Below are 20,363 nucleotides of genomic sequence, written 5' to 3'. Positions count from 1 at the left end.
CAAAAAAAGATGACGGGCTAAAAACCGTCATCTGACTCTATCCTCTTACAACATCTTATAACATCTCTAACGGATTGATCGGGCGGCCGTTTTTCAGCACTTCAAAGTGCAGGTGCGTCCCGGTGGAGTGCCCGGTGGAGCCCATGACGCCAATTTTCTGGCCCCGTTCCACGACCTGGCCCACCCGCACGTTGATAGAGCTCAAGTGGGCATAACGGGTGCGGTATCCGTTGCGGTGATCGATGATCACGCTCTTGCCGTAACCGCCATCCCAGCCTGCAAACACCACGCGCCCGTTGTCGGCCGCCAGGATGCTGTAGCTGGAAGGACGGGCGATATCGATGCCGGCGTGTAACCGCCCGTCACGCATGCCGTAACGGCTGCTGATATAACCGCCGACCGTCGGCCAACGAAAGACGCCGCTGCCCCGATCGGCCACCACCTTGGTTCCCTTGGCGATCACCCGATTCTGGGGCTCTTCCATGATCTGCTCCTTGATCGGACGCTTGGTTTGGATCTGGCCGTTGATCTTCGTCACTTCGTATGTAACCTGCTTCGTTCCATGCTTGCCCTCGCGGAGTACTTTCTGCTCACCTTTCAGCATGGCCGGCTCTTCCACAACCTCTGTGGCAAAGGGAACCGTCTGGATCTCCTTCGTCTCTTCCACAATACGCACTGACAGGAGCGGCACCTTGGCCGTGACCACCAGTTCCTGTCCTGGCTGCAGCCGGGAGTTCTCATCCAAGCCGGGATTGTTCTCCAGCAACTGCTGGACGGTGGTGTCGTAGCGGGAAGCGATGGTCCACAAAGACTCCCCTTCCCGGACGGTATGTTTCCGCCCCGCCAGCGTGCCGGCCTCAAGCAACCGGGCGACCTGCTGCGGCTCCATCACCTCGTCCGGGTCAACCGCTACCTCCCTGGTGGCAACCGATTGGACAAACGCCACTTCTTTCACCACGGTCCTGCTGTTGCCGCGGGCACTGCGATCCGTGTGCGGCGTCCGCGCCAGCTCGCCGGAATAGCGCTGCCGGTATGCGCCGAGCAACCGATCGAGGCTTTCCTGGTCAGTCACGACAGCCACTGGCCGCCCGTCGATGACCAGTTGCACCCCTTTAGCCTGGACAGCCACCTTCTGTTTCAGCACCTTCAGAACCTCGGCATCCTGGCTCTGCCCCTTGTATACCCACTTCGGCTCCGAAACGGTGACGGCCTGTGTCAGGGCGAGATCCGCTCTCCCGGCCTCCTCCCTCGCAGCCGCATACTGCTTTTGGAGCCAGTTCTGGACGACGTCCGGATCGCTCACCGTGCCGATCACCTCGTCCCCCACCAGCACCGGATACAGCGGGACGCTTTGCGCCTGGATGTACTGGTACCCGCCAAAGGTGACGGCGCCGGCCATGGTTACCGTTCCCAAACCGATCAGAAACTGCTTTTTGTATTGTTCAAGAAAACGCTTGATGTCTGGCAACCGCTCCTCTACCTGCTCCCGTTTCTCCTCCGGTCTCATCCCATCCTCCTCAAGATTTCCCCATGAATGGCCACAGCTTACCACATCCGGAAATGAGGATCAATCGCTTGTCTTCAGGGAATTGATTCCATCAGGTCATTCCATCAGGTGATGCCATCAGATCATTCAGGCGTAGACGCCCCGCACCAGGCATGTCTGCTCGCGGCCGGGGCCCACGGAAAATGTAACCAGCGGGATGCCGGTCAACTGGGTGATCCGCTCCACGTAGTGGCGGGCGTTGAGCGGCAGCTCATCCAGCGAGCGGACACCGCTGATGTCCTCGGTCCAGCCAGGCAACTCTTCGTAGATCGGCTCACATTCGCGGAGCACGTTGAGACTGGCCGGGAAATGTTCCAGCTGCTTGCCGCGATAGCGGTAGGCGACGCAGACCTTGAGCGTGGGGATGCCGGTCAACACGTCAATGGAGTTCAGCGCCAGGCCGGTAATCCCGCTGACCCGGCGGGCGTGGCGGACGATGACGCTGTCAAACCATCCCACCCTGCGCGGCCGGCCCGTGGTGGTGCCGTATTCCCGTCCGACTTCGCGGATTCGTTCGCCGATTTCGTCATGCAGCTCGGTCGGAAAGGGACCGTCGCCGACGCGGCTGGTGTATGCCTTGGCCACGCCGATGACGTGGTGAATCTTGGTCGGCCCGACGCCGGAGCCGATGGTCACACCCCCGGCCACCGGATTGGAAGAGGTGACAAAAGGATAGGTGCCCTGGTCAATGTCCAGCATCACCCCTTGCGCCCCTTCAAAAAGGACACGGCGCCCCGCGTCAATCGCCTCGTTGAGGACCACCGAGGTGTCTGTGACATAGGGGGCAATGATCTCCGCATAATGCATGTAGGCATGGTATATTTCGTCAAAGTCGAATCCTTCGCTCTCGTAGACCCGTTCCAGCAGGTGATTTTTTTCCTTCAGGTTTCGCTCCAGCTTGGCCCGGAATTCCTCCGGTTCCAGCAAATCGGCCACCCGGATGCCGACACGGGCCGCCTTGTCCATGTAGGCAGGGCCGATGCCCCGGCCGGTGGTGCCGATCTTCTGGCTGCCCTTTTGCTTTTCCTGGAGCTGATCCAGCCGCAAGTGATAGGGCATGATCAGGTGGGCGCGGTTGCTGATTTTGAGGTTGGACGTCGAAAACCCCTGTTCATGGATGTATGCGATCTCCTGGACCAATGTGGCCGGATTGACCACCATCCCGTTCCCGATGACGCAAAGTTTGTCTGGATAAAAGATGCCGGACGGAATCAGGTGCAGTTTATAGGTTTTCCCGTTTAAGGAAATGGTGTGCCCGGCGTTGTCTCCGCCCTGGTAACGCGCCACCACTTCCGCTTTTTCAGCCAGGTAGTCGGTGATTTTTCCTTTTCCCTCGTCTCCCCACTGGGTCCCTACGACGACAACGGTAGCCATGTTTTACCCCCTGTGTGGTTATTACCCCTTCAGTGTAGCACAACGGAAATGGGCGCACAAGCAAAATACCGAACGTTCTGGACATGCTCGTCCAATACCGTTCGGTATTTGCGCACCAACGTATTCTCAGGCGCCGACCGGTTCCGCGTTGCGCTCCAGACTGACAAATTTGTTGAAATTTTTCAGGTACAACAGCTCCACCTTGCCGGTGGGCCCGTTGCGTTGCTTGGCGATCAAGATTTCCACGATATTGGGCCGGTCCGTTTCGGGGTTGTAGTAATCGTCCCGGTAGAGGAAGGCCACCACATCGGCATCCTGCTCAATGCTGCCCGATTCGCGGATATCCGAGAGCATGGGCCGTTTGTCCTGGCGCTGCTCGACGGCCCGGCTGAGCTGCGAAAGGGCGATCACCGGCACCTCCAGCTCGCGGGCGATGCCTTTGAGGCTGCGCGAGATGTCCGAAATCTCCTGCTGCCGGTTATCCCCCCCGCGGCCGCTGATCAGTTGCAGGTAGTCAATGACGACCAGGCCGAGTCCCTGTTCCGCCTTCAGGCGCCGGCATTTGGCGCGGATGTCGAAAACAGTCAGGTGCGGGGTATCGTCAATGAAAATGGGCGCTTCCGCCAGGTTGGTCATCGCCAGGGTGAGCTTTTCCCAGTCGGCCGGTTCCAGGTAGCCGGTGCGCAACCGGTGGGAATCGATGTTCCCTTCCGCGCTGAGCATCCGCTGTACCAACTGAATGGCCGGCATCTCGAGACTGAAGATGGCGACCGGTACCTGGGCCTGAATGGCCACATTCTGCGCCACGTTCAAAGCGAAAGCGGTTTTCCCGACACTGGGACGGGCGGCGACAATGATCAGGTCCGACTTCTGAAAACCGGAAGTCATCCGGTCCAGGTCCGGGTAGCCGGTGGGCAGCCCGGTCACGCCTCCCTTGTTGGTATAGAGCATTTCGATGCGTTCATACGCCTGCATGATCACATCCTTGATGTTGAGGAAGCCTGCCGCATGGCGGCGCTGCGAAATTTCCAGGATGCGCCGTTCCGCTTCATCCAGGATGACGCGGGCATCCTCCCCGCCGGAATAACCGGCGCTGGCGATCTGGGTAGCGGCGGCGATCAGGCGCCGCAACATCGCCTTTTCCTCGACAATCTGCGCGTAACTGTGAACGTTGGCAGCGGTGGGGACGGAGGTGGCCAGTTCGCTGAGGTACGAGATGCCGCCCACCTCCTCCAGTTCCCCTTTGTCCTGCAAGGCGGCGGTGACGGTCACCAGATCCACGGGTTCGCCTTCCTCCAGCAGGCGGCACATGGCCTGGAAGATCTTCTGGTGGGCTGGCCGGTAAAAATCCTCCGGGCGCAATGTTTCCATCACCGCAAAAAGCGCATCCGGATCAATCAGGATGGCGCCGAGCACCGACTGTTCCGCCTCGATGTTCTGCGGCGGCATGCGATCCAGAAACACGTCGCTCATGCCGTTTACTCCTTGACCACCTGGACGCACAGCATGGCCTGGACACCGGGAAACAGGCGGATTTCCACTTGTGTGGTTCCCAGTTCCCGAATCGGTTCAGGAAGCTGGATCGTTTTCCGGTCCACCTTCACGCCCTGCGAGGCCAGCTCTTCCGCCAGCCGCTTGGCCGTGACGGCGCCGAAAAGCCGCCCGCCTTCTCCCGCCTTGGCCTTGATCGTCAGCACCATCTCGTTCAACTTCGCGGCCACTTCTTGCGCAGCCGCCTTCTGCTGCGCCTTGCGCTCGGCCTCTTTTTCTTTTTGCGAGGCCAGTTGCTTCAGGTTGCCCTCGGTGGCTTCCACGGCCAACCCGCGGGGAATCAGGTAGTTGCGCGCGTAACCGTCAGAGACCTCTTTCACCTCTCCCTTTTTTCCCTGTCCCTTGACATCCGCCTTAAAAATCACTTTCATCACCCATCATCCCCTTTCACTGCTTGTTCCAGCTGAAATTCCTCCAGCACCTGCCGCAGCTTTTGGCTGACGGACTGGATACTTCCTTCGGACACCTGTGCCGCCGCATTGGTCAAGTGACCGCCGCCGCCCATCCGCTCCATGATCACCTGTACGTTCACCTCGCCCCAGGAACGGGCGCTGATGTTGATCAGGCCATCCGGCCGCCTGGCAATCACAAAGGAGGCTTTCACGCCTTCCAAGGTCAGCAGGCTGTCGGCCGCCTGGGCAATCAAAAGCTGTTCGTACGTCTTCTCTTCCTGGCCGGTGGCCAGGGCCATTCCGCCGTGCAGGAGCTCGGTCTTCTGCAGCAGCTCCATGCGCCGCAGGAATTGGCCCAAATCCTCTTTCAGCAGGCGCTGGCAGATTTCCGGCTCCGCGCCGTGGCGCCGCAGGAAGGAAGCAGCCTCGAAGGTGCGCACGCCGGTCCGGAAGTGAAAGTTTTTCGTATCCACGACGATCCCTGCCAGCAGGGCGGTGGCCTCCAGGCGGCTCAGACGGGCGTCGCCCGCCTGGTACTGGAGCAGTTCGGTGACCAGTTCGCAGGTGGATGAGGCATACGGCTCAATGTACAACAGCAGCGGATCCTCGACCATGTCATCGCTGCGCCGGTGATGGTCAATCACCATCACCCGCCGCGTCTGCTGCAGGAGGCGGGAATCAATCGCCATGGCAGGCCGGTGATTGTCCACCATCACCAGCAGGGTGCGCGGTGTGCAGAGGTAAAAAGCTTCATCCGGGGTGATCAGTGCCTGGGAGAGGCTCTCATCCTCCTTGATCCAGTGGAGCAACTTGTCGATCGCCGGATTGGGCTCATCCAGGACGATATACCCCCGCTTGTCGTTCAACAGCACCGCCTTTAGCACCCCGATGGCTGCGCCAAGGGCATCCAGATCGGGAAACTTGTGGCCCATGATGAGGACCAAATCGCTTTCCAGAATGAGGTTCCGCATCGCATGCGAGATGACACGGGCGCGGACGCGCGTTCGCTTCTCCACCGCGCTGGACTTTCCGCCGTAAAAGGTCAGTTTCTCACCGATCCGCACCGCCGCCTGATCGCCGCCGCGGCCAAGGGCAATCTCCAAGCTGGAAGAAGCCATCTGGCCCACTTCCGGGGCGGACCTGCCTCCCGCCCCGAAACCGATGCTCAGCGTAAAGGGAATCGGTTGATTCTGCGTCATCTCCCGTACCCGATCGATAATCTGAAACCGATCTTCCTGCAGCTTTTGCAGGTGCTCCAGATCCGTGACGACGAGAAACTTGTCGTTGGTCAGGCGCCGGATGAACATGGAATATTCCGCCGCCCAGTCGGTAATCGTCCGCGTCACCTCGGCCAGCAGCAAGGTGTGGTTTTTCTCATCCATCCCCTGGGAAACTTCTTCCAGGTTGTCGATCTGGACGATGCCGATCGCCACCTGTTCCTGCTGGTACCGCTCCTTGAGCCGGGCAAATTCCGTGACATCACTGACGAAAAGGAGCCGTTCCTCCGCGTATACCTGCACGTCCAGCACCTGTTTGCGCCAGGTGATCTGGTGCCGTCCGTCTTCCCCAAGCTTCCCCGCCAGCACCGGCAACACCTCAAGCAGCGGCACGCTGACGAAATTGGGAATCTGCAGGAGCTCACTGATGAAAGGATTGTGCCACTCCACAACCCCTTCCTCGTTGAAAAGGATCATCCCGACCGGCGTGCGCTGGACCACCTTGTCACCAGCGCGGCGAATCCGGTAGGTCAAGGTGGCGACATAGCCGATGAAGTCTTCGCGAAACGATTTTTCCGCGTACCAGGCGTAGATGGCCAATCCGAGAATGGCCATTCCCCCCACCCAGAGATACAGCCAATGATACAAAAACAAGAGGATGGTCAAGATGGCCAGGAGCACAAAGGCCAGGATCATATGCAATCCATGCCAGCGCCGATGAATAAACTCAGGCACCCTTTGACCTCCTTTAAATTCAAGGGATGACACCGCTCAAAGGGACGAAATCCGCTCGCGCAACGGAAAACCCACATCCACAATCCCCAGAATACTCAACACCAGGGAAAATAACAAGGAAAAAGGTGGGAGAATCAGGCCAACCACCGCCAGGACGGGAACGGACTTATGCAGGTTGCGCGCTTTTGCCAGAAAAAAGACAAAAGAGAGCCCCTGAATGATAAACAACACTTCAAAAGCCGCCTGCAGGTTGATGAGCACCGGTTCCAACGCCGCCACGCGGGAGGATGGAGGGATCAACATATATAACAGGACGGGCAAATAGAGAAAGAGCAACAGACGGGGAAAGCGCCAGGTATGGAATGCGGGCAGACGCGGCGCGGAAGTGCCCAGGCGCCGCAAAACGGTTCCCCCGATCCAGTGCGTCAGCAGGCTGACGGTTGCTGACGAAAAGAAAAGCAGAAAAGGAAACATCCGGACGAGCATGTCCGGCAACTGTGCCAACTGCGGATTCTCTGGCACGTCAAGTCCCATGCTTTCCAGCCAGGACTGGGTCATGCGCAGGGATTCCTCCATGGCCTGACGCAGATCCTGCAGCATATTGACGGAAAAAAACAAATTCATAATTACCAGCATGCACAAAAACGAAACCAACGTGGCAACCATCCCGGCTGAAAAAGCAAGGTATGCCTCACGGCGCAGCCGGTAGACCGTGCCCATCACCCCGCCTGTAAGCCCCGACCAGAGCGGCAGAAACACCGACGGCAGCCCGACCAGGATCACGGTCAGCAGCGTGCAGACGGTGACCACCGCCACCAAGTCCCCCGCCCGGTGCCGTGCCGCGTAGACGAGAAACGGAACGGGCAGCACCAACGTGCTCACCACGCCCAAAGGCGTAAAATAGGACAACAAAAGGAGGACGGCATAAATCCCGCTGACCATTGCCCCTTCTGTCAATCTTCTGGTGTCCATGCGCACAAGCCTTCACCCCACTTATTCCCCAATCCTTCCGGCGGCCAAGTACTCCTCCAGGACGCTCCAATCCTGATACCACTCTTCCAGCGGATGCCCAAGCTGCTTTTGCCGGCGGATCTGTTCCAACATCTTTTCTTCCAGCCGGTAAAACGGGATCCCCAAGCGCCTCGCCAGGGCATAATGGAGCAGTACCATGGCTGCCATGTTTTCCACAATCGCCTCGTCATCCGCCTCATGCAAACCACGAAACAGGGATGCCAGCGCCTCCGCCATCTCCGTCTTTAACCCGTCCACCACTTTGAGTTGTTTGGCGATAAAGACCTGTTTTTCCGGCATGGCCTTCCCCCTTGCCACACATTGTACTATGTATTTCCACAGGTATCGTCCAATTCCTGCAACGATGCGGCAAAAGAAAAGGGGACCGAAGTCCCCTTGGCGACCGTTTATTCGTTTGTGTACGGCAACAAGGCCATCTGACGTGCCCGCTTGATGGCCCGTGTCAGCTTCCGCTGGTACTTGGAAGAGGTCCCTGTGACACGGCGGGGAAGGATTTTTCCGCGCTCGCTGATAAACCGCTTCAGGAGTTCGACGTCTTTGTAGTCGATTTTCTCAATCTTATTGACGGTAAAATAACAAACCTTTTTCCGCCGGTTCCCGCGTCCTCTGCGCGCCATGAACTCTGCCCCCTTTCTTTTGAACAACTTCATTGAACAGCTTCCATTGATTTATCCTGAAACCTAAAACGGCAAATCGTCTTCCGAGATATCGATCGGCGTTCCCTCATTGGCAAACGGATCCGCATCGTCATCCATGCCGCCAAATGGTTGCGGGCCGCCAAACCCGGTGGATGGAGGAGTCTCGCCGAAGGAACCGCCAGAGGCACTTTGACTTCTGGATTCCAGAAAACGTACGTTATCCGCCACCACTTCCGTCACACGAATCCTCTGGCCCTCGTTATTTTCAAAAGTGCGGATCTCCAGCCGCCCTTCCACCGCAGCAAGCCGTCCTTTGCGCAGGTAATTGGCACACAGCTCGGCCAATTGCCGCCAGGTCACAATATTGATAAAATCGGCTTCCCGCTGGCCCTGCTGATTGGTATAGGGACGATCCACAGCCAGGGTAAACGTGGTCCTTGCCACGCCATTGGCCGTATAGCGCAGTTCCGGATCCCTCGTCAAGCGCCCGATCAAGATGATGCGGTTTAACATTTTCCTCCCCCATTCCCCCGCCGGCCTGTCAGGCAGGCATGTTGATCACTCGTCATCCCGGATGATCATGTGGCGAATCACTGCGTCTGAAATCTTCAGCACCCGATCCAGCTCCGTCGAAGCTTCCGGGTCGCTGTTGAAATTCATCACCACGTAATACCCCTCACGGAAGTGATCGATTTTATAAGCAAGCCGCCGCCTTCCCATTTCGTTCAACTGGGTGATTTCTCCACCGCGGCTTGTCACCACATCCTGGAAGCGGCTGACCAATTCTTTGATGGCCTCTTCCTCCAGGTCTGGGCGCAAAATGTACATCACTTCATAAGGCCGCATCCTTTGCACCTCCTTCTGGACTGAAACGGCCCCCTTGGCGGGAGCAAGGAGTGAATCGTCTGATATGGAAAGACAAAGATCCACATTACGGGATGATAACACATTTTTCATATGGATGCAATTGCACGTCAGCCCTGTTTGCACATTGTCCCATTATTGACAAATAAAACTTTATTCCCTAAACTAAGACTAAATGAATAATGAATCAGATAAATCAAATAAGAACGAACTTTAATTACAAGGGAGATGGGTATATGACAACTGTCAACACAGTAACAGGTCCGGTTGATTCGAGTGAGTTGGGTTTGACACTGATCCACGAGCACATGAGGGTACGTTCTGAATCGGTCGCGTTCCAATTTCCTCACCTATACGACGATGAATATGATTTCAACAAAGCTGTCGAACAGGTGAACGCGGCAAAGGCCCTCGGGGTGAAGACTATCTGCGATCCGACAGTTATGGAACTGGGTCGCGACATCCGTTTTATAGAACGGGTATCACGAGCCACCGGCGTACAAATTGTTGCGGCAACCGGCATCTATTCCTACCACTACGTTCCGCCACACTTTCAGAACAGGGATATTGACTATATGGCCGACCTGTTTGTCCGTGATATTGAAGTGGGCATCCAAAACACCGATATCAAGGCTGGTTTTATAAAATGTGCAACAGATGCGCAGGGCATCACCCCTGACGTGGAAAAGGTGCTTCGTGCGGCAGCTCGTGCCCATCTGAGGACGGGCGTACCTATTATGACCCACTCTCATCCGGCGAGCGGAACAGGGTTAAAACAAATGGACATTTTTGAAGAAGAAGGAGTGGATCCGAAGCGGGTATTGATCGGTCATTGTGGTGATACAGACAGCCTGGAGTATCTTCTTCAGGTGGTGGACAGGGGACCGTTCATGGGAATGGATCGCTATGGATTGACGGGTCAGTTTGGCTGTTCAACTGAACGGCGAAACGCCACTGTGGTGGAGTTGGCCAAGCGTGGCTATGCAGATCGGATGTTACTCTCGCAGGATTATTGTTGCACCATCGACTGGTTTCCAGAAGAGACAGCACGTCAGATGTTCCCCAAGTGGTCGATGACTTATGTGCTCACCGAAGTGATCCCGGAATTAAAACGGGCTGGGGTGACCGATGAACAAATTCATCTCATGATGGTGGATAACGCACGCAGATGGTTTGAAGGATCCTAATAACTGTTGTAGCAATAGACAGATCGCGATGTTCAACACAAGGGCGGTCAAGCATGCAAAGTTTTAAGTAGGTGTTCAGGGAAGGAAAAAAGCGGAATAAAAGCGGAAACAAAAGGGAAAGAGACCTCACTAGGGCAAAAAAAAAACACTGTGCTTGAACGCGCGGTAAAAAGGAGTGAGGTCTCTATGCTTTATAAATAAAATACTGCCATAAAAAATATAGCAACAAAAGAAATATACCTGCGCGGGGAGAGGTCCATTCCTCATCCGGTTGGTGTGAAATAAGGTCCCCGTTGATCCTTGGAAGGAGGCGAAACCATGGCATCCGTGTATGCGCACAAACCGTGGTTGAAACATTATCCGGCATTTGTTCCAAGCGAACTCCCCTTACCCCAGAAGAGCATGATCGATCTCTTTGAAGAAAGCGTCCGAAGGGCGGGGGAGGCGCCAGCGATCCATTATTTCTATGAGACGATCTCCTATCGCCGGTTGAACGATTTGGCCGACCGGTTCGCCACCCTGCTCGCCCGGTGGGGCGTCGGCCCAGGCGACCGGGTGGCGCTCTACCTGCAGAACAATCCCCAGTTTCTCATCGCCCAGTACGGCGCGTGGAAGCGGGGCGCCATCGTGGTGCCCCTCAACCCCATGTTCAAGGAAAAGGAAGTCCGGTATCACCTGCAAGACTCCGGAGCCAAGGTCCTGGTGGCGCTGGACTCCCTGTATGCCGCCCATGCAGAGACGGTGATCGGCGAGACGGCTGTCGAACAGGTGGTCACCACCCATGAGGCCGACGGGTTGTCCGGCGACCGCTGGCGTCAGATCACGCTCTTGACCCAGACGGAAAAAACGGTGCCGGCCGGCACGGTCGACCTGTTTCCGGCGTTGGAACAAACGGCGCCCGATCCGGGTGCGCGGGCCGAGGTGAGGCCGGAAGACACGGCGTACCTGGTCTATACTTCCGGGACCACCGGTTTGCCCAAGGGAGCGATGAACCTCCACCGGAACATCGCGTTCAACGCCAATGCGTACCGCACCTGGATGCAAATCGGGCCGGACGACACGGTGTTCGGCATGGCGCCGCTCTTTCACATCACCGGCATCGTCGGCCACGCAGCCCTGGCTGCCTTGGCGGGGGTGCCGCTGGTTTTGTTCCACCGCTTTGATTCGGAAGAGGCCTTGCGCATGATCGAAACGTGGCAGCCGACGATGACCGTGGCCTCCATCACGGCCTACATCGCCTTGATGAACGCTCCCGGCGCCAAACACGCGGATGTCCGTTCGCTGCGGAAATGTTACAGTGGGGGTGCGCCGATTGCGCCCAGCCTGGTCGAACAGTTCGAACGGCAATTCGGCGCCTACATTCACAACATCTACGGGTTGACGGAAAGCAACTCGCCCACCCATGCCGTGCCGATGGGCGCAAAGGCCCCTGTCGATCCCGGCAGCGGCGCGCTGTCGGTCGGCGTGCCCATTCCCAATGTGGACGCGAAGGTGGTCGATTTGGAAGACCCCGACCGCGAAGTGGGCGTCGGTGAAGCGGGCGAATTTGCCGTACGCGGCCCGATGATTTTCTCCGGTTATTGGCAGAAGCCCGAAGCCACCGAAAAGGCGTTTCACAACGGGTACTTCCTGACCGGAGACGTCGTGGTCATGGACGAAGAAGGCTGGTTTTACGTCGTCGACCGCAAAAAGGACATGATCAACGCCTCTGGGTACAAGGTATGGCCACGGGAGGTGGAGGATACCCTGTATCAGCATCCAGCCGTCAAGGAGGCGGCGGTCGTCGGCGTGCCCGATCCCTACCGGGGAGAAACGGTGAAAGCTTTCGTGGCCCTCCGGGAGGATTACGCGGGGAAGGTGACGGCGGAGGAGATCATCCAATTCTGCAAGGAACGGATGGCGGCTTACAAATATCCACGGATGGTGGAGTTTTTGCCGGAAATACCAAAAACAGCTTCCGGCAAATTTCTCCGCCGGGAGCTGCGTGAAAGGTCGACTTGATGGCCTTTTTCAGACATTGAAGCGGAAGTAGATCACGTCGCCGTCCTGGACCACGTAATCCTTCCCTTCCAGACGGATCAGTCCTTTTTCCCGGGCGGCCGCCATCGATCCGGCCGCCATCAGATCGTCATAAGCCACCACTTCCGCCCGAATGAATCCCCGTTCAAAGTCGCTGTGGATCACACCGGCCGCCTGGGGCGCTTTGGTTCCCTGGCGAATCGTCCAGGCCCGCACTTCCTGTTCACCGGCCGTCAGGAAGGTGATCAGTCCGAGCAACCGGTATGCCTGCCGGATCAACCGCTCCAGTCCGGCTGCCTCAAGCCCCAGCTCGCGCAGGAATTCCCCCCGTTCCTCCGCGGGCAACTCGGCGATCTCCGCCTCCACCCGGGCACTGATCGGAACCACTTCCGCCCCCTCGGCGGCGGCAAATTCCATCACTTTCTGGACATGAGGATTGTCAAAGGGACGGGCCACCTCTTCCTCACTGACATTGGCCACATACAGCACCGGCTTCATCGTCAAGAGGTGCAAATCCCGCACCAGCAGACGCTCCTCATCGCTCAAATCCACCTGACGTGCCGGCCTTTCCTCTTCCAGCGCCTGTTTCAGCCGCTCGAGGACGGCCAATTCCTGCTGAAACTTCTTCTCACCGCTCTTGGCCTGCCGGCGCGTGCGCTCGATGCGCCGCTCCACTGTTTCCAGATCGGCCAGGATGAGCTCCATGTTGATGGTGCGGATGTCGTCAAGCGGGTCAATCCGGCCCGCCACATGGGTGATGTCTGAGTCCTCAAAACACCGGACCACGTGGGCGATGGCATCCACTTCACGAATATGGGCAAGAAACTGGTTGCCGAGCCCCTCTCCCTTGCTGGCTCCTTTCACCAGGCCGGCGATATCGACAAATTGAAAAGCGGTCGGCACCACTCGCCTGGATTGAAACATTTCCTGCAAGTGGACCAGCCGCTCATCGGGCACTTCCACGACACCCACATTGGGATCGATGGTGCAAAAGGGATAGTTGGCCGCTTCCGCACCTGCCTGTGTAATCGCATTGAACAGCGTTGATTTGCCCACATTGGGCAACCCGACAATTCCCGTTGATAACATGGTTCTCCTCCGATTGCAAACGTTCAAGTCTTGTTCAAGATTCCGTCTTCAACTCATCCTGTCGCGAGTCGTCCTGGTAAGGAATCAGTACCTTCTTCATCTTGCGGACAAACTCCCTGCGGGGCATCAGGACGCTGTGCCCGCACCCGGTGCATTTGATGCGGATGTCCATGCCCATGCGAATCACTCTCCAGGCATTGGTTCCGCACGGGTGCGGCTTTTTCATTTCCACGATGTCGTAAAGCTGAAAGCTTTTCTCCACGGTCGGCTTCATCTCCCCGAGAAACCGTGATGGTTCGGCAGGCTGTCGTCGCCGCGAATCCAAGACAGCAGAAGACAGCCGACAAAAAACAAGCTGGCCATTCCGAATATAGGATAAAGGATTTTCACTAAAGTGGCAAACCCGAAATAACTGAACGGGATGATCCCGATCACCAGGATCGCGAGGATGAGGGAGTGCGGCCAAATAACGATCACCTTAAGCCGCGTGGCCAGACTGAAGATGCTGCTCAGCGCCGTGGTGTAAATCGCCAGCCACAGCGACAAGAACACCAGCTTTTCGACCCGGAACGGGAAATGGCCGGCCAGTTCGAAGAGGAGAATCTCCCTCTCCGCCGCCACATCCACGGGCATGTTCAGGAGGGCGCCATTGAGCAGCCAGGCGAGACCTCCCAGGAAGAGGCCGCTGAGCAGCGATCCGATGGCCAGTTCTCGGGGGTGGCGGCTTTCCCTGGCCGCCATGCAGAGAACACCTATCATCGGCACCAAGTTGAATGAGGTGTATACGACGGATGAAGCCCAGACCCCATAGTACGGTTGGAAGCGCGCCTCAAAACGCTGTTCAAGCTGTTCCGTTTGTTCTCTTCCTTGAGAATCGCCTGGTTCGCCGCCCATAAGATAAAAAAAGGCGATGGCAGCCAGCATCAGGACGAGCAACGGAATCAGCCAGCTGTTGAGGGAAAGCAAGCCCCGAATCTGGAAGATCAACACGCTGAACACCAAGACGGCGATGGCCAGCACGCCGAGATGAAAGGGCAGCCGAACGTCCGCGAAGACGGCGCCGCTTGCCGCAAACATGACGGCAGACAATGAAAACAGGTAGAACATGATCAAGCCATCATACACCCTGGCCATCAGCGGCGACATCAGGCGGAAGAGAAGTTCCGAGTAGCTGGCCGGCTTCGTCTGCCAGCTGATGCGCAAAATGACCCAACAACACAAGGCATAAAGCCCTGCAAAGAGGAGAATGCCTTGCCCGCTGCCCGCGCCGTATACCGTAAAAAACTCCCATATCTCCCTTCCCGAGGCAAACCCTGCCCCAATGGTGGTTCCGACAATGGTCATCGCCAGGCGAAAACTGTTGCCCAAGACGCCCGTCCTGCCAGCTGCGCTCATCTTACCGCCTCTTTCCACGCGTCATTTTCCTCTTTCGGACAATCCCCCTTCTCATGTATATTTCCAATTCTTTCTCCGTATACTAGTTAATAATGTTTGGACGATTATTGCAGAAACGGTGTGACGCGATGAGAAACCCTCCCAAACCATTTGCATCCAACCAGACGCTTTGCCGAATCCCATATGATGACGCCAATGCGACGGAGGTGCTGGCACAGGCCCTGGTCCGCTCCCTGCTCCCGCACGTCCATCAGCGGGAATTCTTGTGCCTGGCGATCGGCACCGACCGCTCCACCGGGGATGCTCTGGGCCCCTTGGTTGGTTCGCAGCTTGCGCAACTGGCTCCACAGGGGCTGACCATTTATGGCACATTGGACGAGCCCGTCCATGCCATGAACCTGAAAGAACAGATCGAGCAGATCCACCGCAGGCACCCGAACGCCTTTATTCTCTCTGTGGACGCCTGTCTGGGGCAGTACAAGCACATCGGGATGATTAGTCTCCAGGAAGGAAGCTTGCGTCCAGGCGCGGGTGTCAACAAACGCCTGCCCGAAGTGGGCGATCTTTCCTTCACCTGCGTCGTCAACGCGGGCGGGTTTATGGAGTATTTCGTCCTGCAAAATACGCGCCTGGCCCACGTCATCAAAATGGCGCAGGTGATGGCCGGCAGCATCCACCTGGCCTTTACCCGCTTGCACAGGATGGCTTACAAAGACGGACCGCTGGTTACGATTCAGAGTTTGGACAAAAAAATGTCACCAAAAGGTGACCAGCGCGGTGAGTTCAGCACAGGCTGAATCTTGGAACCAGCCTGCAAGGCAGGAGCAACGCCGTTCGGGCGGCCGTCAGGCGCGTGACAACGGCACCTCGGGCGTGCTCTTGTTTCCGTCTGTTCTCTTGTTTTGGTCCAGCACTTTGCTCGCCGCCGCATGTTGAATCGCTTCCTGTTCTTCAGGACTGAGCGGATAGGCGGACTGTCCCCCGCTGAGCGGCTTGGCGTACACGCTGCACTCGCCTCGGGAATAGATGCTGGTGATCACGACACCATCCAGCCGCTCGTTGACCCAGGCAACGGAGAAGCTCAGATCATTGCCCGTCTCCCGGAACGCGTTGTAACGAATCATCCCCACGCGGGAAACGTGTTGTGCCTGCTCCTGCTTCAAGCGGGCCATCTCCTGCGTGCATTGTGCCAGCTCCTGTTTCAAGCCGGCCACCTGCGCTTGCAGGGATTCCTGTTCTGTCAGCAACTGATGGAGCAGATCCCCTCCCTGCTCACTCCCAAGGTGCGACAATAGCTTCCGGTATCGCCGCCGGATCTGACGAATTTGTCTGGCTTGAACCCCCCAGATGATGAACAGGATGAGCTGCACGAGAAAGATTCCAAGCAAGATCAGGGCAATCCAAAACAGCGCGTTGTTGGTGTCAGAGATGGCGGACAAGGCGGACTGCCAATCCATTTGAAAATCCGTCGGTGTATTCATCGCTCGCATGTTCGTCTCCCTTATCTACCGTGTGACAAATGATTTAAGGTGAAGATCAAATCAGTTCCCGCACGGCGGCGACCAGTTTTCCGATCTCGTCATGCGTATTAAACAGGCCGACACTGGCACGCACCGTGCCGCTGCCAAGCGTGCCCAACCGCTCGTGGACCAACGGCGCGCAGTGCAAGCCGCCGCGCACGGCAATGCGAAAGTGTTCATCCAGAAGAATGGCCACCTCCTCCGAATGGTAGCCTTCCACCTGAAACGAAAGAACCCCCACTTTTGGCTGGCCCAGCGGCGGACCATAGACGGTAACCCCCGGGATTTGCTCCAGTTCCGACTGCAGATGCTGGATCAATTCCCATTCGTGGCGGAAAATGGCATCGACGCCCCGGGCCAACACGATCTCCAGTCCGGCTGCCAGGCCGGCCAGGCCTGGCGTGTTCAACGTACCGCTTTCGTACCGTTCCGGCAGGGAAACGGGCTGATCGGCATCCGACGAATGAATCCCCGTACCACCGTGAATCAGCGGCACCAAATCCAGTTCCTCGCTGATGTACAGCCCTCCGACTCCTTGCGGCCCGTACAGCCCTTTATGCCCGGCAAAAGCCAAGAGGTGAATGCCCATCTCCTCTACGTTGATCGGCAGAACGCCGGCGCTCTGGGCCGCATCCACCATGAACGCCACACCCTTCTGCCGCAAGCGTTGGCCAACGGCACCGATGTCGGCAATGGCGCCGGTGACGTTGGACGCATGGTTGAGAATGACCAGCCGGGTATTTTCGCGCAAGGCGGAGTCCACCTCTTCCGCTGTCGGCACCCCCCATCGGTCCCCTTTCAGGAAAGTGACCTCCACCCCATTCCTTTGCAGATGCAAGAGAGGCCGCCGCACGGCATTATGTTCCATGCCGCTCGCGATCACATGGTCTCCCGGGCGGACGAGGCCTTTGATCGCCTGGTTGATCGCTTGCGTCGCATTGAGAAAAAAAAGGATCCGTTCAGGATGCCGGATGTGGAAAAGTTCAGCCGCCCGCCGGCGCGCGAGGGAAACCTGCTCCTGCGCGCGTCTGACCAGCTGATGGTCGCCTCTGCCAGGATTGACCGCGTATTCTGCGAGACACCTCATGACAGCTTCCCGCACTTCCGGCGGTTTGGGAAAGCTGGTGGCCGCCTGATCCAGGTAAATCACAAACCCTCTTCCTTCCCTTGCAGAATCCGTTCGATAATCCGGTTCAGGTCTTCTTCAGAATAAAAGTCGATCTCGATGCGGCCTCTCTTCTTCCCGGTTTTAATCCTGACGGAGGTGCCCAGGTTTTGCCGCAGCACCTCCTCTATATTTATGACGTAAGTATTGCGCGCAGGTTGCTTTTTCCGCAATGTTTCACGTGAAACATTTTGCCGTTGTTTTTGGATCTCCTCCTCCAGTTGACGAACGCTCATCTTCTCGCGGACGACTGTTTCCGCCAAACGAATCTGGGCCTGCTCATCAGCCAGCCCGAGAAGGGCGCGGGCGTGTCCCATCGAGACTTCGCCGGAGGAAAGCATTTCCTGCACCCGCGGAGGCAACTGGAGAAGGCGAAGGAAGTTGGCCACATGTGGACGGCTTTTTCCCACTTTGGCCGCCAGCTCTTCCTGCGTCAGGCCAAACGTCTGCATCAGCTTGTCATACGCTTGGGCAATTTCCATCGCATTGAGGTCTTCCCGTTGAAGATTTTCGATGAGAGCGATTTCCATGACCTGCTCATCGCTGAATTCCTTGACGACGACCGGCACCGTTTTCAGGCGGGCCATCTTGGCGGCACGCCAGCGGCGCTCCCCGGCCACAATTTCGTAACCATGCAGGGACTTGCGAACGAGAATGGGCTGAATCATCCCATGCTGGCGAATCGACTCGGTCAACTCCTCCAATCCTTCTGTGGAAAACGTTTTCCGCGGCTGGTACGGATTGGGGCGCAATTGGCGAACCGATACCTGCTGGATGCTGTTTTCGTCGCCGTCCATTTGCGGCAGAAGGGCGTCCAGTCCCCTGCCCAGACCTTTACTCACATCCCATCACCTCTTTGGCCAACTCGCGGTACATTTCGGCTCCCTTGGAACGATGATCGTAGGTCAGGATGGAAAGGCCATGGCTTGGCGCTTCGCTGAGACGGACGTTGCGGGGGATGATCGTCTGATACACTTTCTCGCGAAAATATTTTTTCACTTCCTGTACCACCTGGATGCCCAGATTGGTTCGGGCATCAAACATCGTCATCAGCACGCCTTCGATTTCCAGTTCGGTGTTGAGGTGCTTTTGCACGAGACGGATGGTGTTGAGCAGCTGGCTGACGCCTTCCAGCGCATAATACTCACACTGGATGGGAATCAGAACGGAATTGGCGGCGGTCAGCGCGTTGACGGTGAGAATGCCGAGGGATGGAGGGCAATCGATCAGGATGTAGTCATAATTCTGTTCCACCAAAGAGAGCGCTTTTTTCAGCCGCACTTCACGAGACATGATGGGAACCAGTTCAATTTCTGCACCGGCCAGTTGAATGGTAGCCGGAATGATCCAGAGATTTTCTTCCTTCGTCGGCAAAATGGCTTTTTCCGGGTATATATCATTAATCATGACATCATAGACACAGTACTCCACTTCTCCTTTATTGATGCCAATCCCGCTGGTCGTGTTACCCTGCGGATCGGCGTCCACCAGAAGCACCTTGCTGCCAAAAGAGGCCAGACTGGCTCCCAGGTTGATGGCGGTGGTCGTCTTGCCGACGCCGCCTTTTTGATTGGCGACCGCGATGATCTTGGCCATGTATACTCACCTCGGATTGGGATCTGCAGAAAAAAACACCCCGTTCGAACGGGGGACAATGGAAGTTTCAGACAACCCTATTATACATGATGAACATTTTTCATGAAGATCATTTTTTTGGAATTCGGATGATAAACTGCACGTACTCTTCATGTTCCTCTTCCCGCGCATCAATGTTCATCCCGCTGCCAGTGATCATCTTCACCGACTGGCGAATTGTGTTCAGCGCGAGGCGTACATCTTTTGAGAACGCGATCCGTTTGGATTTTTTGGCTGGCTGCTGTTTTTGGGCATCAAGATATTGTTTGACACGTTGCTCCGTCTGTTTGACATTCCATTCATGCTGAAGAATCTCGGACAACACTTTTTCCTGCAACTCGGCATCGGGGAGGGAAAGCAGGGCACGGGCATGCCGTTCGGTGATCTGCCTTTTCATCAGCGCGTGCTGAACCGACTCCGGAAGATTGAGCAGGCGCAATTTGTTGGCAATGGTGGATTGACCTTTTCCCAGCCGCTGCGCCAGGCTTTCCTGCGTCAGCCCATGCAATTGCAACAACTGTTGATAGGCATAGGCCTCTTCAATGGCCGTCAGGCCTTCCCGCTGCAGGTTTTCGATCAGGGCGATGGAAGCAGCCTGCGCATCATTCAACGAGCGGACGATCGCAGGAATGGTCGGCAGATTCAGCTTTTTCACCGCGCGCAGCCGCCGTTCGCCGGCGATCAGCTCGTATTTTCCATTCTCCAATTCCCTGACCACGATGGGCTGGATGACGCCATGCGTGCGAATGGTCTGGCTCAATTCCTCGATGCGTTCATCGTCAAAGACGGTCCGGGGCTGATAGGGGTTGGGAGAGATGAGCTCAACAGGGATCTCCTTCACCTCTTCCACCGCTTCAACCTCATCCGCCCACTCCTCCCGCCTGCCGTGGGAAGAATCCTTTTCCGAAAAACCAAACCACTTGCTCAGATGCCCCTTCACAAGCCATCACTTCTTTCTATCGTTAAACCAATCTATCTTTAACGAACCAGTACAGTTTGCCTTG

21 protein-coding genes are annotated in these 20,363 nt (G+C 56.9%); 3 read left to right on the top strand and 18 right to left on the bottom strand.

Annotation, left to right across the window (positions count from 1 at the left end):
• Nucleotides 1-55: 55 nt before the first annotated feature.
• From BAA01_04885 to BAA01_04840, 10 genes are all read right to left on the bottom strand, one after another.
• Complete coding sequence (locus tag BAA01_04885; GenBank protein OUM87609.1) at nt 56-1,507, bottom strand: hypothetical protein; 1,452 nt, start codon at nt 1,505-1,507, stop codon at nt 56-58.
• A 126-nt stretch (nt 1,508-1,633) separates the two neighbouring features.
• Nucleotides 1,634-2,920 carry an adenylosuccinate synthase gene (locus BAA01_04880; GenBank protein OUM87608.1) on the bottom strand — a complete coding sequence of 429 codons (1,287 nt, stop codon included), beginning with the start codon at nt 2,918-2,920 and terminating at the stop codon, nt 1,634-1,636.
• A gap of 126 nt (nt 2,921-3,046) precedes the next feature.
• Nucleotides 3,047-4,393, bottom strand: coding sequence for a replicative DNA helicase (locus tag BAA01_04875; GenBank protein OUM87607.1), 1,347 nt, complete (start codon nt 4,391-4,393; stop codon nt 3,047-3,049).
• Nucleotides 4,394-4,398: 5 nt separating this feature from the next.
• On the bottom strand, nt 4,399-4,842 hold the full coding sequence (locus BAA01_04870) for a 50S ribosomal protein L9 (protein OUM87606.1): 444 nt from the start codon (nt 4,840-4,842) through the stop codon (nt 4,399-4,401).
• Nucleotides 4,842-6,815, bottom strand: coding sequence for a hypothetical protein (locus BAA01_04865; GenBank protein OUM87605.1), 1,974 nt, complete (start codon nt 6,813-6,815; stop codon nt 4,842-4,844). The genes BAA01_04870 and BAA01_04865 overlap by 1 nt, the downstream gene beginning before the upstream one ends.
• Before the next feature lie 36 nt (nt 6,816-6,851).
• The gene (locus BAA01_04860) at nt 6,852-7,757 is read right to left on the bottom strand and encodes a hypothetical protein (protein OUM87604.1); all 906 of its coding nucleotides are present in this window, start codon (nt 7,755-7,757) and stop codon (nt 6,852-6,854) included.
• 51 nt (nt 7,758-7,808) lie between these two features.
• Nucleotides 7,809-8,126: a hypothetical protein gene (locus BAA01_04855; GenBank protein ID OUM87603.1), complete on the bottom strand. Its 318-nt coding sequence runs from the start codon at nt 8,124-8,126 to the stop codon at nt 7,809-7,811.
• Nucleotides 8,127-8,233: 107 nt separating this feature from the next.
• A complete protein-coding gene (locus BAA01_04850; GenBank protein ID OUM87648.1) occupies nt 8,234-8,464 on the bottom strand; it encodes a 30S ribosomal protein S18 in 231 nt (76 codons plus the stop codon).
• Nucleotides 8,465-8,527: 63 nt separating this feature from the next.
• Nucleotides 8,528-8,998, bottom strand: coding sequence for a single-stranded DNA-binding protein (locus BAA01_04845; GenBank protein ID OUM87602.1), 471 nt, complete (start codon nt 8,996-8,998; stop codon nt 8,528-8,530).
• Nucleotides 8,999-9,043: 45 nt separating this feature from the next.
• Entirely contained in the window at nt 9,044-9,331 is a 288-nt protein-coding gene (locus BAA01_04840; GenBank protein ID OUM87601.1) for a 30S ribosomal protein S6, read from the bottom strand.
• Nucleotides 9,332-9,585: 254 nt separating this feature from the next.
• Between BAA01_04840 and BAA01_04835 the strand changes: the two genes are divergently transcribed.
• Together BAA01_04835 and BAA01_04830 are read left to right on the top strand one after the other, a co-directional pair.
• A complete protein-coding gene (locus tag BAA01_04835) occupies nt 9,586-10,536 on the top strand; it encodes an aryldialkylphosphatase (protein ID OUM87600.1) in 951 nt (316 codons plus the stop codon).
• Between the two features lie 318 nt (nt 10,537-10,854).
• On the top strand, nt 10,855-12,537 hold the full coding sequence (locus tag BAA01_04830) for an acyl-CoA synthetase (GenBank protein OUM87599.1): 1,683 nt from the start codon (nt 10,855-10,857) through the stop codon (nt 12,535-12,537).
• A 9-nt stretch (nt 12,538-12,546) separates the two neighbouring features.
• Here BAA01_04830 and BAA01_04825 read toward each other — a convergent pair whose 3' ends face one another.
• From BAA01_04825 to BAA01_04815, 3 genes are read right to left on the bottom strand one after another with little or no spacing between them, the layout of a single operon-like run.
• Entirely contained in the window at nt 12,547-13,644 is a 1,098-nt protein-coding gene (locus tag BAA01_04825) for a redox-regulated ATPase YchF (protein ID OUM87598.1), read from the bottom strand.
• 34 nt (nt 13,645-13,678) lie between these two features.
• A complete protein-coding gene (locus BAA01_04820) occupies nt 13,679-13,918 on the bottom strand; it encodes a DUF951 domain-containing protein (protein OUM87597.1) in 240 nt (79 codons plus the stop codon).
• The gene (locus BAA01_04815; protein OUM87596.1) at nt 13,915-15,039 is read right to left on the bottom strand and encodes a hypothetical protein; all 1,125 of its coding nucleotides are present in this window, start codon (nt 15,037-15,039) and stop codon (nt 13,915-13,917) included. The genes BAA01_04820 and BAA01_04815 overlap by 4 nt, the downstream gene beginning before the upstream one ends.
• A 128-nt stretch (nt 15,040-15,167) precedes the next feature.
• Here BAA01_04815 and BAA01_04810 point away from each other — a divergent pair, with 128 nt between their 5' ends.
• The gene (locus BAA01_04810) at nt 15,168-15,836 is read left to right on the top strand and encodes a spore protease YyaC (GenBank protein ID OUM87595.1); all 669 of its coding nucleotides are present in this window, start codon (nt 15,168-15,170) and stop codon (nt 15,834-15,836) included.
• A gap of 48 nt (nt 15,837-15,884) precedes the next feature.
• Here the strand turns inward: BAA01_04810 and BAA01_04805 are convergent, their stop codons facing one another.
• The 5 genes from BAA01_04805 to BAA01_04785 all read right to left on the bottom strand — a co-directional run bounded on the left by BAA01_04805 (nt 15,885) and on the right by BAA01_04785 (nt 20,209).
• The gene (locus BAA01_04805) at nt 15,885-16,529 is read right to left on the bottom strand and encodes a hypothetical protein (GenBank protein ID OUM87594.1); all 645 of its coding nucleotides are present in this window, start codon (nt 16,527-16,529) and stop codon (nt 15,885-15,887) included.
• Between the two features lie 46 nt (nt 16,530-16,575).
• Entirely contained in the window at nt 16,576-17,709 is a 1,134-nt protein-coding gene (locus BAA01_04800) for a cysteine desulfurase (GenBank protein OUM87593.1), read from the bottom strand.
• Nucleotides 17,706-18,566 carry a stage 0 sporulation protein J gene (locus BAA01_04795; GenBank protein ID OUM87592.1) on the bottom strand — a complete coding sequence of 287 codons (861 nt, stop codon included), beginning with the start codon at nt 18,564-18,566 and terminating at the stop codon, nt 17,706-17,708. The genes BAA01_04800 and BAA01_04795 overlap by 4 nt, the downstream gene beginning before the upstream one ends.
• The gene (locus BAA01_04790) at nt 18,559-19,320 is read right to left on the bottom strand and encodes a sporulation initiation inhibitor Soj (protein ID OUM87591.1); all 762 of its coding nucleotides are present in this window, start codon (nt 19,318-19,320) and stop codon (nt 18,559-18,561) included. The genes BAA01_04795 and BAA01_04790 overlap by 8 nt, the downstream gene beginning before the upstream one ends.
• Nucleotides 19,321-19,429: 109 nt before the next feature.
• Nucleotides 19,430-20,209 carry a nucleoid occlusion protein gene (locus tag BAA01_04785; GenBank protein OUM87647.1) on the bottom strand — a complete coding sequence of 260 codons (780 nt, stop codon included), beginning with the start codon at nt 20,207-20,209 and terminating at the stop codon, nt 19,430-19,432.
• Nucleotides 20,210-20,363 lie beyond the last annotated feature (154 nt).

Origin of the sequence: Bacillus thermozeamaize, assembly GCA_002159075.1 — a bacterium.
Classification (GTDB): Bacteria; Bacillota; Bacilli; order ZCTH02-B2; family ZCTH02-B2; genus Bacillus_BB; species Bacillus_BB thermozeamaize.
The sequence above is the reverse complement of the archived record's forward strand: the minus strand, read 5'-3'. Positions and strand labels throughout refer to the sequence as shown.

Excerpts from the sequence above, each read along its gene's own strand:
- BAA01_04885 (OUM87609.1), bottom strand. The coding sequence starts at position 1,507 with ATGAGACCGGAGGAGAAACGGGAGCAGGTAGAGGAGCGGTTGCCAGAC.
- BAA01_04880 (OUM87608.1), bottom strand. The coding sequence starts at position 2,920 with ATGGCTACCGTTGTCGTCGTAGGGACCCAGTGGGGAGACGAGGGAAAA.
- BAA01_04875 (OUM87607.1), bottom strand. The coding sequence starts at position 4,393 with ATGAGCGACGTGTTTCTGGATCGCATGCCGCCGCAGAACATCGAGGCG.
- BAA01_04870 (OUM87606.1), bottom strand. The coding sequence starts at position 4,842 with ATGAAAGTGATTTTTAAGGCGGATGTCAAGGGACAGGGAAAAAAGGGA.
- BAA01_04860 (OUM87604.1), bottom strand. The coding sequence starts at position 7,757 with ATGGTCAGCGGGATTTATGCCGTCCTCCTTTTGTTGTCCTATTTTACG.
- BAA01_04855 (OUM87603.1), bottom strand. The coding sequence starts at position 8,126 with ATGCCGGAAAAACAGGTCTTTATCGCCAAACAACTCAAAGTGGTGGAC.
- BAA01_04850 (OUM87648.1), bottom strand. The coding sequence starts at position 8,464 with ATGGCGCGCAGAGGACGCGGGAACCGGCGGAAAAAGGTTTGTTATTTT.
- BAA01_04845 (OUM87602.1), bottom strand. The coding sequence starts at position 8,998 with ATGTTAAACCGCATCATCTTGATCGGGCGCTTGACGAGGGATCCGGAA.
- BAA01_04840 (OUM87601.1), bottom strand. The coding sequence starts at position 9,331 with ATGCGGCCTTATGAAGTGATGTACATTTTGCGCCCAGACCTGGAGGAA.
- BAA01_04835 (OUM87600.1), top strand. The coding sequence starts at position 9,586 with ATGACAACTGTCAACACAGTAACAGGTCCGGTTGATTCGAGTGAGTTG.
- BAA01_04830 (OUM87599.1), top strand. The coding sequence starts at position 10,855 with ATGGCATCCGTGTATGCGCACAAACCGTGGTTGAAACATTATCCGGCA.
- BAA01_04825 (OUM87598.1), bottom strand. The coding sequence starts at position 13,644 with ATGTTATCAACGGGAATTGTCGGGTTGCCCAATGTGGGCAAATCAACG.
- BAA01_04820 (OUM87597.1), bottom strand. The coding sequence starts at position 13,918 with ATGAAGCCGACCGTGGAGAAAAGCTTTCAGCTTTACGACATCGTGGAA.
- BAA01_04815 (OUM87596.1), bottom strand. The coding sequence starts at position 15,039 with ATGAGCGCAGCTGGCAGGACGGGCGTCTTGGGCAACAGTTTTCGCCTG.
- BAA01_04810 (OUM87595.1), top strand. The coding sequence starts at position 15,168 with ATGAGAAACCCTCCCAAACCATTTGCATCCAACCAGACGCTTTGCCGA.
- BAA01_04805 (OUM87594.1), bottom strand. The coding sequence starts at position 16,529 with ATGCGAGCGATGAATACACCGACGGATTTTCAAATGGATTGGCAGTCC.
- BAA01_04790 (OUM87591.1), bottom strand. The coding sequence starts at position 19,320 with ATGGCCAAGATCATCGCGGTCGCCAATCAAAAAGGCGGCGTCGGCAAG.